Here is a 15020-nt window from a genome sequence, read left to right as displayed (position 1 = left end):
TTAGTCCCTTTGTAACTTTGAACCTTTGCACCTTTTTTTAGTGATAATCATCTGGTTCAATGTGAATCAGGACATTGCCTAATTCAGGAATTCTTTCTTTTAAGGTGTCTTGTAGTCTGTGCGACAGATCGTGTCCTTCTTTTACCGAAATTTTAGCCGATACTATGGCATGAAGATCTACATGATATTTCATTCCGGCTTTACGGATAAAACATTTCTCGGTTCCCAGAATACCTACAACGGTTAGGGATTCAATACGGATTTCTTCTACTAAATCATCATTCAAATTTTCATCCATAATTTCGCCAAGCGCAGGTCTGAAAATTTTATAACTGTTATATAAGATAAAAAAAGCAGCAAAAAGCGCCGCCCAGTCATCTGCTGATTCATACCCTTTTCCCATAATTAGCGCGATCGAAATCCCGATAAATGCAGCAACTGATGTTACAGCATCACTACGATGGTGCCAGGCATCGGCAGCTAATGAAGAACTATTCGTTTCTTTGCTTCGTTTCATTACCAATCGATAAGAGTATTCTTTCCAGACGATAATAACACCCAGAACATACAAAGTCCATGATTTTGGTAATCCGTGTGGAGTTTGAATATTTGCAATACTTTCGTACCCAATAATTGTTGCCGAGGTAATTAAAAAACCAACGACCAAAAAGGTAATCAATGGTTCTGCCCGACCGTGACCGTACGGGTGATTTTCATCTGCCGGTTTATTAGAATATTTGATTCCGAATAATACCAAACACGACGAAAAGATATCTGCAGTAGACTCTATAGCATCTGCAATTAAGGCGTATGAATTGCCAAAAAAACCTGCCAGTCCTTTTACCAAGGCTAAGCAGGTGTTTCCAACTATACTAAATATAGTAGCTTTTACAGCTTTTTGTTCATCTGTCATTTGAGCTTCTTAAAGGATTTTAAAATCAAGTTTTAAGATATCAAAACCATTAAGATATCAAGATTCATTAAGATGTTGTGATCTTAATTTCCTTTAATTTCTTAATGGTTTATTTTTTTGAATATTTATTTAACTAAATATTTTACGTTTTATGCTCTCACAATTTTAGCTCCAATGGCTCTTAAACGCTCGTCGATACGCTCGTATCCACGATCGATTTGTTCGATATTTTGAATTGTGCTTGTTCCTTTTGCCGATAACGCTGCAATTAATAATGAGATTCCCGCACGAATATCCGGAGATGACATTGTTGTTGCTTTTAGTTGAGATTCGAAATTATGTCCCATAACCACAGCTCTGTGCGGATCACATAACATAATTTTTGCTCCCATATCGATTAATTTGTCCACGAAAAACAAACGGCTTTCGAACATTTTTTGGTGAATTAAAACATCGCCTTTTGCTTGTGTTGCCACAACCAAAACAATACTCAATAAGTCAGGAGTAAATCCTGGCCAAGGCGCATCGGCAATGGTTAAAATAGAACCATCAATATCTGTTTTTACTTCATATCCGTCTTTGTGAGCAGGAATATAAATATCGTCATTACGTTTTTCGATTGTAATACCCAATTTTCTAAAGGTGTTTGGGATTAAACCTAAGTTTTCCCAGCTTACATTTTTGATCGTGATTTCGCTTTTTGTCATAGCCGCAAGACCAATCCAAGAACCAATTTCGATCATATCAGGCAAAATTCTGTGCTCACATCCTCCAAGGCTTTCAACACCTTCAATAGTTAATAAGTTAGAACCTACTCCTGTAATGTTAGCTCCCATAGAGTTTAACATTTTACACAATTGTTGCAGGTAAGGCTCACAAGCAGCATTGTAAACTGTAGTTGTTCCTTTTGCCAAAACAGCAGCCATAACGATATTCGCTGTTCCGGTTACTGATGCTTCGTCAAGAAGCATATCTGTTCCTTTCAATCCTTCTTTTGGAGATTCTACTCCGTAAAAGTGATCTTCTCTGTTGTATCTGAATTTTGCTCCAAGGTTAATAAAACCTTCAAAGTGTGTATCTAATCTACGACGACCAATTTTATCTCCTCCCGGTTTTGGAATATATCCTTTTCCGAAACGTGCTAATAATGGTCCAACAATCATAATAGAACCACGAAGCGCTCCTCCTTCTTTTTTGAAAGCTTCGGTTTCTAAATATCCTACATTAACTTCATCAGCCTGAAACGTAATCGACCCCGGTTCATTGCGTTGAATTTTAACTCCTAAATTACCCAACAAAGTGATTAATTTATTGATGTCAATAATATCGGGAATATTATTAATTTTTACTTTATCCCCCGTTAGAAGCACGGCACATAAAATTTGTAATGCCTCATTTTTTGCTCCTTGCGGAGTGATTTCTCCTTTTAAAGGAGTTCCTCCTTCGATTTTAAAAATTCCCATATTTTTCTTTTAGGTTCTGAGTTACTAAGGTTCTGAGGTTCTAAGTTTTGCTCTTAGTCGCTTAGCTGCTTAGCACTTTTTTTTATTTCTGATTGTTTTTTTTAAGGTTCTGAGGTGCTAAGGTTCTTAGGTTCTAAGTTTTTCTATTCGTAAAAAACCTTAGCATCTTAGCTGCTTAGTATCTTAGTCCCTTTTTTACTTTTGATTATTTTTCTGAAAAGGTTTTGGTTTTCCCGGGCCTTTATTGTTTTTGTTGCTTTGGATTTTTGGTTGTCCGGGTGGCGTGATTTTGTTAGACATACGTTTATTGGTACGCAATAAATCAGTTGTGTTTAAAAGCTCTTCTGTGCTTTGCAACAAGTTGATTTTTCCGCCTGACAATTCGTATAAATGTTCGAAAATCACATCATCTTTTACCGTGTCTTTGTTCCAGCTCAGATATGATTTTTTCATATGGTTGGCAATTACCAATACCAATGCATTTTTCATTTCTCCATCTTCCCACTTATTGGCAACATCAATCATGTATTTGATATTGTTACCATAAAATCTGTATTTAGGGAAATTTTGCGGGTAATGTAAAACATCCGGCTTAAGCTGCAATACATCTCTTGACGGAATTGGATACGGCGATTCTACATTCAATTTAAAATCAGACATGATAAAAAGCTGATCCCATAATTTATGTTGAAAATCCGGTACATCGCGCAAATGCGGATTCAAACTTCCCATTACCTGAATAATGTATTTCGCAGCTTTATTGCGCGTTTCATCATCTTCGATAATAGTTGCCTGATCGATCAGTTTTTGCAAATGACGACCATATTCCGGAATAAGTAAACGCTGTCTTTCAGAATTGTATTCTAAATTAAAAACAACGTCATTCGCGACTTCTTTTTTATACTTTTCAACCATAATTTATAATGAAACTATACCTTCTATAATAGAAACTTCTTTGTATTTGCTAATCACATGGTCAGCACTATGCATCGTAACATCTACAGAAACGCTGGTAAATTTACCTGTTTTAGATTTTGTTGTTTTAATAACGGCGCCCATACTGTCAAAAGCTTTTTCAACCCGATCAACATTATCGTCAACCGAAGGCACTATAAATTTATACAAATATTCTGCAGGCCAAGTATTTGTGTTATCTAACTCAACCTTTAATCTTTCGTAAAATTCGGCGGTGTTTTTTTCTTTATCGTTCTCCATTTGCTCATTAAAATAGAACGCAAATATACGTTTTTGATTTCAGATTTCAGATTTTAGATTTTAGATTTTTTTTATGGAGTAAAGAGCAGATTCTTTGTTGCTTATTTTAACAATCGGTACTAATTATATTGCGGTAAATCTCCCCGCAAGATTTACTGATTTTTGGTTCATTCTAAAGTTAAAGTTCGTGAAAACCCTTTAAATTCATAGCAAAACTTTTATATTTGATACTTTACCCTCAAAGTCTCGAAACAGCGACTTTGAAAGATTAAACTACACTATAATGAAAAAGATTCTTTTACTTTTTATCGCACTCACATTCAACAACATTCAGGCACAAGAGATCAAAACGATGACTTATTTCCAAAATGACAGCATCAAACTTGATCTTGATTTGTATTTACCAAAGAAGAAAGCTAACGAAAAAATTCCGTTAATCATTTTTGCTTTTGGTGGAGGATTTTCTGGTGGAGAACGCACGGGCGAGAAAGACTTCGGAATCTTTATGGCTAAAAATGGTTACGCAGTTGCCAGCATTTCGTATACTTTATATATGAAAGGAAAAGATTTTGGATGCAAAGGATCTCTAACCGAAAAAGTAAAAGCAATACAACTTGGCGTGAGCGATATGTGGCAGGCGACTTCGTTTTTGATTGAAAATGCAAATAAATACAATCTCGACACATCAAAAATATTCATTTCCGGTATTAGTGCCGGTGCCGAAATTGGTTTCCATGCTTCCTTTTGGGATTATAAACTCATGAATTTATATCAAAACAATTTGCCTCAAAACTTTAAATATGCCGGATTTATTGGAGGTTCAGGTGCTATTATGGATATCAATTTAATTACGAAAGAAAAAGCGATTCCAATGTTATTAGCACACGGAAACAATGACAACACGGTTCCCTACAATGCAGGTTCGCACCGTTCGTGCCCAACAAATGCTTCGGGATGGATGATTTTATTTGGTTCTTACGCTGTTTACAATCATATGAATGAACTTCATAAAGACATTGAACTGATTACTTTTTGCGGTGGCGGACACGAATTCTCAGGATATCTTTTTCATCAGGGACAGCAATATGTTCTGGATTTTGTAAATGATGTTTTGAAAGGAAAAAGATTTGAGTCGCACGTTATTATTCCTTCAGAAAAGAAAGGTGCGGGTAATGGGAAATATTTGTTTTGTGAGTAATCTTGTATTAGTAAAATGGAAATAACTAAGTCAGATATTCAAAAGTTGATAGAAGTCAAAAAAGAAGACACTATCAAGAATCATTTTCTTTACTCAATTACAAAACAGTATAGATCATTTGGTGAAATTAAAGAGAATACAATTAAAGTGTGGAAAAGAACAAATACCACAGGAATGTCCTATCCGATTTTCACTTTTGAATTTAATTCTGAAAATAAACTTATAAAAACCACTGATAAATTAAATCCAATTGCAAAGTTTTCACAATTATTATTTCCCTTGTTCTTCTTCTTTCCTTTACTATTAAACGCTTTTACTGATTTTGAATTCAAGCGTTTCTTCGCCTGCATAAGTGCTTTTCTCTTTTTAACTTTTGTTTGTTATTTAGTCAGTAATAAAATATCTAAATATGAGAAAAAAGAGCAATTAAATGATTTTTACAAAATAATTGGTGTCAAAACAGAAGACAAACAAGAACGAGAATGGTCCAAATCTAAAATACTAACAAGATTATTTACTTACCCATTTTGTTTTGCATTAATATTAATCAGTATTTTTTCAATTATTCCAGAAAAAGGATTTCTATTAGCAATTCCAATGCTTGGAATTATTGGAATTTATTTATATTGTGACCTAAAGCTTATTTTTGAAGATAAAAAGATCAAAAATAATTCGGCTAAAGCCAAAACCTAATCAAATCCTTTATTCCGTTGGTTGAAACCAACGGCTATTCAAAATTAAAATTCGTCAATATATATCATCTCAACTGGACTAAAGTCCAGCCCTACAATATTTGCCAAGCCTACGACTCTTTTTCGTTGGAGTTCCAGAGGAACGATTCATTTTGTAGAGCTGGACTTCAGTCCAGTTTTAGCCAAAAACAGGACCTTTATAACCTAAAATTGCGAAATCATTCGCTCAAGGCAAAATAATCTTTTTAAATACAATAAGTTTAGGTAAATTTGCGCTTTATTTTAAGAAAGTGCAAAAACAAATCATAGTTCTCATTGGTGGCCCGGGAACGGGAAAATCTACTCTAATCAACGAATTAGTGGCTCGTGGCTACTGTTGTTATCCTGAAATTTCAAGACAAGTTACACTCGAAGCACAACAACGTGGTATCGACCAATTGTTTCTGGAACAACCTCTTTTATTTAGCGAAATGTTGCTGGAAGGACGCATCAAACAATACGAAGACGCTCTTGAAGAACCTGATAATGTAGTTTTTATAGATCGCGGAATTCCTGATGTTGTAGCCTATATGGATTATATTGGCGATGATTATCCGGAGCATTTTGTAAAAGCCTGCGAGGATTTTAAATACACAAAAACTTTTATTTTACCACCTTGGGAAGAAATTTACGAATGCGACACAGAGCGTTACGAAAATTTCGAACAGGCATTAACCATTCAAAAACACCTTGTTGAAACCTATAAGAAATATGGTTACGACTTAATTGAGGTGCCAAAAGATACGGTTGACAACAGAATTCTTTATATCTTAGATAAAATTTAGGCAGGTGTTTAAAGTTGCAAAACTAGAAACTGATTTCTAAATTTTTTAACTTTAAAACGAGACCAATGCCTGAAGCGCAAAAAATTCTTTTAAAATACTGGAAACACGACAGTTTTAGACCGTTGCAAAAGGAGATTATTGACTCGGTTTTGGATGGTCAGGATACTTTTGCGCTGCTCCCAACCGGCGGCGGAAAATCGATTTGTTTTCAGGTTCCGGCCATGATGAAAGAAGGCATTTGCCTGGTCGTTTCTCCTCTGGTTGCTTTGATGAAAGATCAGGTGGCCAATTTACAAAAACGCGAAATTAAAGCGATTGCGCTTACAGGCGGAATTCACACCGAGGAAATTATTGATCTTCTGGACAATTGCCAATTTGGGAATTACAAATTCTTATACCTTTCTCCGGAGCGGCTTCAGTCTGACTGGATTTTAGAACGCTTAAAAAATCTTCCTATAAATTTAATTGCCATTGATGAAGCGCATTGTGTTTCGCAATGGGGACATGATTTTCGTCCGGCTTATTTGAAGATTTCAGAACTTAAAAAACATTTTCCGAAGATTCCGTTTTTGGCTTTAACAGCAACGGCAACTCCAAGAGTGATTGAAGATATTAAAACAGAATTAGGATTAAAAGATCCGATACTTTTTCAGCAATCTTTTGAAAGAAAAAATATCGCCTACATGGTTTTTGAAGTCGAAGACAAATTGTACCGAACGGAACAAATCTTAAAGAAAAACCCGCAGCCTTCTATTATATATGTACGAAATAGAAAATCGTGCCTGAATATGTCGACGCAATTACAATCTTTAGGATTTAAATCGACGTATTATCACGGAGGCCTTTCGGCAAAAGAAAAAGACAAAAACATGCAATTGTGGATGTCCGAACAAGCGCAGGTAATTGTTGCCACGAATGCGTTTGGAATGGGAATCGACAAAGACAACGTAAAAACGGTTATTCATACTCAGCTTCCTGAAAACATAGAAAATTATTATCAGGAATCCGGAAGAGCGGGACGAAATGGCGAAAAAGCATTTTCGGTTGTTTTAACCAATTCTTCAGACAGCAATCAAACCGAACAGCAATTTTTGAGCATTTTGCCGGATAAAAAATTCCTGAATACAATGTATGTCAAGCTTTGCAATTATTTTCAGATTGCTTACGGCGAAGGTTTAGACGATTCTTTTTCGTTTAAACTGAATCATTTTTGCCAGAAGTATGACTTCCCTACCTTAAAAACATACAATGCCTTGCAGTTTTTAAATCAACAGGGAATCATTACGATGTCTCAGGAATTCTCTGAAAAAATTACGATGCAGTTTTTGATTGAATCGAAGGAAGTAATTAGATACATGAGTCTGAATCCTAATGATGAAGAAATTATCTTAGCAATTTTGAGAACTTATCCCGGAATTTACGAAATGAAAATGCCGTTTAATATTTCGCTCATTGCAAAAAAATCACATCATACCGAAGCTCAGGTTTCTGCTGTTTTAGAAAAACTAAAAGAGAAAGAAATCATCGAATACAAATCTAAAAATAACGACGCTACTATATTATTTAATGAAGTTCGCGAAGATAATCTTACCATAAACAGAGTCGCTAAATATCTCGAAAAACAAAATCAGCTTAAAAAAGACCAGCTTTTATCTGTACTACATTATATAAAGGACAATAAAACCTGCAAAAACAGATTGATTTTGGATTACTTTGGAGAAGAAACCAAAGAAAATTGTGGTGTTTGCTCTTATTGTATTACACAAAAAGGCAAAATCACCGAGGCTGATTCGATTGCAGATAAAATTCTGCACTTATTAAAATCCGCAGCTTTGACTTCGAGAGAAATTGAAACCCAAATAAAACTTGATGCAAATGATGTAATTTTGGCACTTCAGGAATTACTGGAGAACAATTATATTACTATTCAGGCAAACAATAAATACACTTTAAAATTATAATGGAAAAATTGAGAATCATATTTATGGGAACTCCGGAATTTGCCGTAGGCATTCTGGACACCATTATCAAAAACAATTATGATGTTGTTGGCGTTATTACAGCTGCAGACAAACCGGCTGGACGCGGACAAAAAATAAAATATTCGGCTGTAAAAGAATATGCTTTGGCAAACAATCTTACTTTATTACAACCAACAAATTTAAAAGACGAAAGCTTTCTTGCTGAATTAAAAGCGCTTAACGCCAATTTACAAATTGTAGTTGCTTTTAGAATGTTACCAAAAGTGGTTTGGGAAATGCCAAGCTTAGGAACTTTTAACCTTCATGCATCATTGTTACCCAATTATCGCGGTGCCGCACCTATCAATTGGGCTATTATTAACGGAGAAACAAAAACCGGAGTAACCACATTTTTCATTGATGACAAAATAGATACCGGAGCAATGATCCTAAATTCTGAAATTGCTATCGAACCGGAAGAAAATGCCGGACAATTGCACGACCGATTAATGTTATTAGGAAGCAAAACCGTAATCGATACATTAAAGGTAATTGAAAACGGAAACGTAACAACTACAATTCAGGAAGACGATGCCGAAATTAAAACGGCTTACAAATTAAACAAGGAAAATTGTAAGATCGACTGGACGAAATCCGGAGAAGAAATTAATAATTTAATTCGCGGTTTAAGCCCATATCCTGCTTCGTGGTGTTTCTTAAAAGACAAAGATGAAGAATTAAGCATCAAAATATACGAGGCAAAACTCATTTCAGAAAGCCATTCATACGAAGTTGGAAGCTTGATTAGCAGTAAAAAAGAAATTAAAATTGCGATCAAAGACGGCTTTATTCAACTTTTAAGTTTACAATTACCAGGAAAAAAGAGAATGCAAGTAGCAGAATTATTAAATGGGATAACTTTTTCTGATAACGCAAAGGTCTATTAAGGTCAATAAAACAGGGGTTTTTACCTGATTTTCACCGACAAACAACCAGCGTTATGAACAAAAAAAGCAAGTTATCAACAATTTTTGCTAAAATTAAAGAAAACACTTGCAAGGAACGGATTTCCTACTAAATTTGTGTATTAACAATTTTTTTTAACCAACAATTAATAACTAATTATTATGAACAAATCAGAATTAATCGATGCTATCGCTGCTGATGCAGGAATTACAAAAGCTGCGGCAAAATTAGCTTTAGAGTCATTTTTAGGAAACGTAGGAGCTACTTTGAAAAAAGGTGGTAGAGTTTCATTAGTAGGTTTTGGATCTTGGTCAGTATCTGCTAGAGCTGCTAGAGACGGAAGAAACCCTCAAACTGGAAAAACTATTCAAATCGCTGCTAAAAATGTTGTAAAATTCAAAGCTGGAGCAGAATTAGAAGGTGCAGTGAACTAAGTAAGAAAGTTCTCTAAACTTATAATATAATCAAAACCCTCCTCATGGAGGGTTTTTTTGTGCGGTTTAACGATTTTATTTGGGATTTTAAAAATTTTATGATTAAATTTAATAAAAATTGTAGCCGTATGATTTCAGAAAAATTAAAAAAAGGACACCTGCTTATTGCCGAGCCTTCTATAATTGGAGATTTATCTTTTAATAGATCGGTAATTTTATTAGCAGACCATAACAAAGAAGGATCAATAGGATTCATCATTAATAAGCCTTTAAAGTATACTATTAATGATTTGATACCTGAAATTGACGCCAGTTTCAAAATATATAACGGAGGCCCGGTTGAACAGGACAACCTTTATTTTATTCACAATATTCCGGAATTAATACCTAACAGTGTTGAGATTTCTAACGGAATTTATTGGGGAGGTGATTTTGAATCGACTAAAGACTTAATAAACGACGGATCTATTGGTAAAAACAATATTCGCTTTTTCTTAGGTTATACCGGTTGGGACGAAAATCAGCTTGAGAGTGAAATGCAGGGAAACTCCTGGATCATTACTGATAATAGTTATAAAAACAAAATTATCGGAAAATCGACCACCCATTTTTGGAAAGAGCAAATTATTGAGCTCGGAGGCGACTATCTTATTTGGTCGAATGCACCTGAAAATCCGTATCTGAATTAATTTTCAGATATAGATTCATTCAGTTTTTGCACTAATAAATGAGCCAGATTGCTTGTAAACTCCTTTTTTCGATACTTAGTTATCGGTTGTATCCCCGTGATTACATTTGTCAGAAATAATTCGTCAGCTTTTTGAAGATCAAATGGCGAAATTATTTCTTCAACTACTTCTATGTCTGTTATTTTTTTAGACAAAGCTAATATTTGCTTACGCATAATTCCGTTCAAACATCCTTCAGAAACAGGCGGCGTAATCAATTTTTTACCCACAACCATAAATAAGTTCCCCTGTAATGCTTCAACAACATTTTTAGTATCATTTACTAAAATGCAGTTAGCCAGACCATTTTCGTGAGCAAAAATGCTTCCGGTAACATTTATCATTTTATTAGTCGTTTTAATCGACGATAATAACTGTTTGGTTACATAGAAGTCTTTATACAAATCTACTTCGTATTCTGCAGTATTTAGAGCATAAAAAGTGCTTTCAAGTGCCGTTGCGTGAATTAAAAATGAAACTTCGTTTGTTTTTGGCAAATACAAACCTCCATCATTTCTAAAAACCGTAATTCTTGCTCTGGCTGAACCCGAAATATTTTTTTGATTTACAAGATTTAAAACCTGCTCTTCAAAATATTCCATTGTAAAGTTCATCGGAATTTCCATTCGAACCACACGCATCGAAGCCATTAATCTAAAGTAATGATCTTCGACAAACAAGATTTTATTATTCACTATTTTTAGTGTTTCAAAAACACCATCTCCATACAAAAAAGCACGATTTTGAGTTAATACATTATCGTCTTGTGCTACTATGTTTCCGTTAAAATTGATCATAAAAAAACCCTGAATTTTGTTCAGGGCAAATATAAGGTATAAAATAGAATTTTACTAAACAGATCCTATAAGATGTTTTAGATCTGAGATCTGATTCTCCCACAATTGTTTAGCTTCTCCTACTTCTTCTTTTTCAGCGAAATCGACTACCATTAATGACACATCTTTAGTCAGTTCATCGACTAAGATATGCAACTCAAAAAAGTATTCTGTATCCTTACTGCTTTCGTCAACCCATTTGAATTTTACTTTTTCTCCTGTTTTTTTAGAGGCCAAACGTGCTTTTTCCTGCGAGTCATTCCAGATAAAAGTGAAAAATTCGCCTCTTGAGTTTACATTGTCTGCAAACCATTCTGACAAACCTGACGGTGTTGATATATATTGATATAATAATTGCGGCGAAGAATTTATGGGAAACTCGATTTCGTAACGTATTTTTGGATCCATGTGCTACTTTTAATTTTTTCGAAATATAAGAATATATGTCCAAAAACAATGCATTTTTAAAAATATTTTTTTTTCTTCATTTTATTCTTGCAACAATTAATATTATTTCTATCTTTGCACCCGCAATGAGGAACACGGTTCACTTGCAATCTTGGCGAGGTAGCTCAGTTGGTTAGAGCGCAGGATTCATAACCCTGAGGTCACGGGTTCAACTCCCGTCCTCGCTACAAAAAACAAAACCCTAATCATCAATTGATTAGGGTTTTTTTATTGTAGTTTTGTTTAAAAGAACTTCATAAGAACATCTCAAATATCTAAAAAAGAAGAAACAATGGATATAGTTAAATTTAAAATCACATCAAAAACGATAAAAGTAGAAGTACGCAATTCGAATAATTATGTTTTTAATTTTAATACTGCTTTAGAAATTGAAAAAGAAGACAAAGAAGTTTTATTACGACTTTATCACGCCTTAGATCTTCTTTTTAAGAAAGAAACTCCTAGCGAAGTAAAAAATTACATTTCGCCTAACCAAACGAATATCCTGGATCAGATTTCGGCCGTTGACGGTTTAGAAGAAGAGAAATAAATTATCTTTCTGTTACGCAAAGAATAGGTCATGAAATATAAAGTGAGATAAAAGGATTCAAATATTTAAATCCTCTTATCTCACTTTACAACTTTAATATTGATCTATCTCGGTATCTGCGGACGCTCCATTTTGTATTGTCGGCCGGATAATGTTTTGATAAATGCAACTAAGGCTTCAATTTCGGTATCATCAAGGTTTAAGGGCTGTAACAAAACATCTGTTTTTGGAAATAAAGGATCAGCGGCTTTTTCAGCTTCATCAGGATCAATCATATGCATTCCGCTGTTGTATATATTGATAATGCCTGTCATATTATCAAAAAAACCGTTGTGCATCCACGGTCCGGTATACATTACATCACGAAGCGAGGGAGTTCTGAATTTCCCCACATCTTCTGCTTTTTTGGTAATATTATAAAGTCCTAAATCTTCAAATTCTCTTTTATAATAGGTTAAACCGATATTATGAAATGATTCATCGGTTAAATATTTTCCTGAATGACAATTGATGCAACGTGCTTTGGTACGAAAAAGATGAAGTCCGTGTATTTCCTGATCAGATAACTGCGTGTAATCGCCATCTACAAAATCATCAAATCGGCTTCTTTTGCTGAGTATTGTTTTTTGAAAAGTGGCTAACGACTGCAGGATTTTTTCATAAGTAATATCAGTATTTCCGTAAGCATTCTGAAATAAGCCGGCGTAACCTTTTACTTTTTTCAGTTTTTTAGCGAGACTTTTCGAATCCATATTCATTTCATGATGTGCCGTAATCGGGCCTTGCGCCTGTTCTTCTAAAGTACTTGCACGACCATCCCAAAAAAATGATTTTCGGGCATTTATATTATATAATGATGGTGTATTTCTTTTGCCTTGCAGATGGTCATTTCCTAAAGATACTTCTCTCCCATCTCCCCAGGCCAATTCCGGATCATGACAACTGCTGCACGAAACCTGATTCGAACCGGAAAGTTTTGGATCAAAAAAAAGCATCTGACCTAAAATCACTTTCGGATCTTCCATTCTCTCATAATAGCTGGTATCAATATCCAAAGATTCTAATTCCTGCCAGACAACATCTTTATCGATTGTAGGTTTTGGCCATTGTTTGGTTGGTTTACTATACAGTTCCCGCCAATTTTCGTTTGTTATTTTATCGCTCATAGAAGCACCAAAACTCAACAATGAATATACAATGCTGACGGAGAAAACGAAAAGAAAGGTTTTTAATAAAATAGACTTCATTATAAAGCAATAGAGATTTTTTTAATATCAAATTAAAATGTCAAACCCATTGACATTTGAAAATAGGTATTGTTTTTATTATTAGAATAATTGTAGTAATCGAAACCTGCTTTAGCAAAAAAATTAAGGTTGGCTGCGTATTTATAATCCCAACGCGATGCCAGATTAACTTTGGTATAAGCAGAAGATAAATAAGCGAAATTGTAATCTAACATTTCGAAAATCTGATTGGTTTCGGTACGATCGCTAAGATTCATTTTAGCATCTAAAGCCCAACTATGCTCGAAAGAAGTTGACAGATTGATTAGCGATTTCGAAAAAAGTTTTGATACAGAAAAATCGATTCGGCCAATAGCCTTCTGAACATCGACTTTGCGTAAAGGATCAATATATTTTGTGGCAGTATTTTTTAAATTGAAACTTGGTGCCACCGACCACGAAAATTCAGGATTGGGATTACTGTACAATCCGGAAAATAATATCGATGTTACCTGATTGGTATATTTAGTATACTCAGATATTTTGATATACGATGTTGTGGTTTGGTTGTCGAATATATTCTCGGTTCCGGCACGGTCGCTATAATAAAATTCAACTTTTGTACCCCACGATCTTTCTTCGGATTTTTTTAAATATGAAACTTCACCTTCGTATCTTTTTTCCAGAATACTCGAGGCAATAAGATTTTGAAATTCGGTCATTATTTTTTCGTAATCAAAATGATTGTAACCTACAGATAGGGCAAATCCATTTCGATCTTTAGGAAAAAATTGCACATTTGCGCCATATCCTTTTCCGTCATAAAAAGAGCTTAGTTTGTTTCCGGTAAGCAAGTTACTGTACATACCAAGACCAGTCATATGATAAACAGCCGGAGCGCCTAATTCGCTAAAGAATTTTAAATTATTCGATTGGGTATATTTCTGAAGATTAACTGAAGTTCCAATAGCATAATGATTTCCTATGTTTTGCGAAAGACCAACTGCCACGTTAAGATCTGAAACCGTATTTTTAGGTCTGGGATCTGTATCACGATATTCCATCAAAGCGCGATAATCAGCCACAATCCCGAGTGTCATTTTTTGAAAAGCTTTAGTATAACCTCCTTTAAAAGAATATTCCTCGAAAGAGAGATTTCCTCCTATAGAATCAGCGGTTACATATGGATATATGATTTGAAAATCTGAGCTTTCATTCCATTGTACATTTTTACGTTGGTCATTTTTATAATAGGCATTTCCCCAAACGGTGTTTTCGGCATCGATCTTATAATAAGATTGTGCGTTGACCAGAAACTGACGAATGCCATTTCCTAATTCCTGTATATTGGTTTGCTGCGACGAATTATTATAACCGGCACTTAATTGCGATAACGAATAATGTCGCGCATAAAACATATTGGCAGGATTTGTATAAAAGGCATTAGAAAAATTATTTTCAGGAAGCTGATTTTCATGAATGCGCAGCAGCACCGAAGTACTGTCCTGCGCATGCAAAATACCGGAACTAAAAATAAAAAACAGTAAGACGAAACGAAAGCTCATGA

The 15020-nt window shown here is 34.6% G+C and carries 16 protein-coding genes and 1 tRNA gene; 9 read left to right on the top strand and 8 right to left on the bottom strand.

All coding sequences use genetic code 11. The features are described from left to right. Positions 1–37 precede the first annotated feature (37 nt). The 4 genes from FLACOL7796_RS16070 to FLACOL7796_RS16055 all read right to left on the bottom strand — a co-directional run bounded on the left by FLACOL7796_RS16070 (position 38) and on the right by FLACOL7796_RS16055 (position 3591). Entirely contained in the window at positions 38–913 is an 876-nt protein-coding gene (locus FLACOL7796_RS16070) for a cation diffusion facilitator family transporter (RefSeq protein WP_173971747.1), read from the bottom strand. A 149-nt stretch (positions 914–1062) separates the two neighbouring features. Then, on the bottom strand, positions 1063–2376 hold the full coding sequence (murA, locus tag FLACOL7796_RS16065) for a UDP-N-acetylglucosamine 1-carboxyvinyltransferase (protein ID WP_173971746.1): 1314 nt from the start codon (positions 2374–2376) through the stop codon (positions 1063–1065). A 195-nt stretch (positions 2377–2571) separates the two neighbouring features. Further along, positions 2572–3291, bottom strand: a complete 720-nt coding sequence (locus FLACOL7796_RS16060) for a DUF4290 domain-containing protein (protein WP_173971745.1) — start codon at positions 3289–3291, stop codon at positions 2572–2574. Between the two features lie 3 nt (positions 3292–3294). After that, positions 3295–3591, bottom strand: coding sequence for a DUF493 family protein (locus tag FLACOL7796_RS16055; protein ID WP_173971744.1), 297 nt, complete (start codon positions 3589–3591; stop codon positions 3295–3297). 283 nt (positions 3592–3874) lie between these two features. Between FLACOL7796_RS16055 and FLACOL7796_RS16050 the strand changes: the two genes are divergently transcribed. The 7 genes from FLACOL7796_RS16050 (at position 3875) to FLACOL7796_RS16020 (ending at position 10355) form a co-directional block, all read left to right on the top strand. Further along, on the top strand, positions 3875–4789 hold the full coding sequence (locus FLACOL7796_RS16050) for a carboxylesterase family protein (RefSeq protein WP_173971743.1): 915 nt from the start codon (positions 3875–3877) through the stop codon (positions 4787–4789). 15 nt (positions 4790–4804) lie between these two features. Beyond that, on the top strand, positions 4805–5482 hold the full coding sequence (locus tag FLACOL7796_RS16045) for a hypothetical protein (RefSeq protein ID WP_173971742.1): 678 nt from the start codon (positions 4805–4807) through the stop codon (positions 5480–5482). A gap of 289 nt (positions 5483–5771) precedes the next feature. After that, on the top strand, positions 5772–6305 hold the full coding sequence (locus tag FLACOL7796_RS16040; RefSeq protein ID WP_173971741.1) for an AAA family ATPase: 534 nt from the start codon (positions 5772–5774) through the stop codon (positions 6303–6305). A gap of 65 nt (positions 6306–6370) precedes the next feature. Further along, complete coding sequence (locus FLACOL7796_RS16035; RefSeq protein WP_173971740.1) at positions 6371–8266, top strand: RecQ family ATP-dependent DNA helicase; 1896 nt, start codon at positions 6371–6373, stop codon at positions 8264–8266. Then, on the top strand, positions 8266–9213 hold the full coding sequence (gene fmt / locus FLACOL7796_RS16030) for a methionyl-tRNA formyltransferase (RefSeq protein WP_173971739.1): 948 nt from the start codon (positions 8266–8268) through the stop codon (positions 9211–9213). Before FLACOL7796_RS16035 ends, fmt begins: the two co-directional genes overlap by 1 nt. A 180-nt stretch (positions 9214–9393) precedes the next feature. Further along, a complete protein-coding gene (locus FLACOL7796_RS16025; RefSeq protein WP_017498096.1) occupies positions 9394–9666 on the top strand; it encodes an HU family DNA-binding protein in 273 nt (90 codons plus the stop codon). 128 nt (positions 9667–9794) lie between these two features. Then, on the top strand, positions 9795–10355 hold the full coding sequence (locus FLACOL7796_RS16020; protein WP_173971738.1) for a YqgE/AlgH family protein: 561 nt from the start codon (positions 9795–9797) through the stop codon (positions 10353–10355). On the opposite strand, the gene FLACOL7796_RS16015 is transcribed toward FLACOL7796_RS16020, so the two are convergent. Together FLACOL7796_RS16015 and FLACOL7796_RS16010 are read right to left on the bottom strand one after the other, a co-directional pair. Next, positions 10352–11191 (bottom strand): aminotransferase class IV, encoded by an 840-nt coding sequence (locus FLACOL7796_RS16015; protein ID WP_173971737.1) that lies wholly within the window; start codon positions 11189–11191, stop codon positions 10352–10354. The genes FLACOL7796_RS16020 and FLACOL7796_RS16015 overlap by 4 nt on opposite strands. A gap of 54 nt (positions 11192–11245) precedes the next feature. Beyond that, positions 11246–11638 (bottom strand): START-like domain-containing protein, encoded by a 393-nt coding sequence (locus FLACOL7796_RS16010; protein WP_026984135.1) that lies wholly within the window; start codon positions 11636–11638, stop codon positions 11246–11248. Between the two features lie 153 nt (positions 11639–11791). Here FLACOL7796_RS16010 and FLACOL7796_RS16005 point away from each other — a divergent pair. Beyond that, a tRNA-Met gene (locus FLACOL7796_RS16005) sits at positions 11792–11865 on the top strand. A 104-nt stretch (positions 11866–11969) separates the two neighbouring features. Beyond that, complete coding sequence (locus FLACOL7796_RS16000) at positions 11970–12227, top strand: hypothetical protein (RefSeq protein ID WP_173971736.1); 258 nt, start codon at positions 11970–11972, stop codon at positions 12225–12227. 104 nt (positions 12228–12331) lie between these two features. Here the strand turns inward: FLACOL7796_RS16000 and FLACOL7796_RS15995 are convergent, their stop codons facing one another. Together FLACOL7796_RS15995 and FLACOL7796_RS15990 are read right to left on the bottom strand one after the other, a co-directional pair. Then, on the bottom strand, positions 12332–13474 hold the full coding sequence (locus tag FLACOL7796_RS15995) for a cytochrome-c peroxidase (protein ID WP_173971735.1): 1143 nt from the start codon (positions 13472–13474) through the stop codon (positions 12332–12334). Between the two features lie 32 nt (positions 13475–13506). Then, a complete protein-coding gene (locus FLACOL7796_RS15990; RefSeq protein ID WP_173971734.1) occupies positions 13507–15018 on the bottom strand; it encodes a DUF6850 family outer membrane beta-barrel protein in 1512 nt (503 codons plus the stop codon). Positions 15019–15020: the final 2 nt, after the last annotated feature.

The sequence above is a fragment of the Flavobacterium bizetiae genome (assembly GCF_902804475.1).
Lineage (GTDB): Bacteria > Bacteroidota > Bacteroidia > Flavobacteriales > Flavobacteriaceae > Flavobacterium > Flavobacterium bizetiae.
This window is presented reverse-complemented; position numbering and strand designations above follow the sequence as displayed.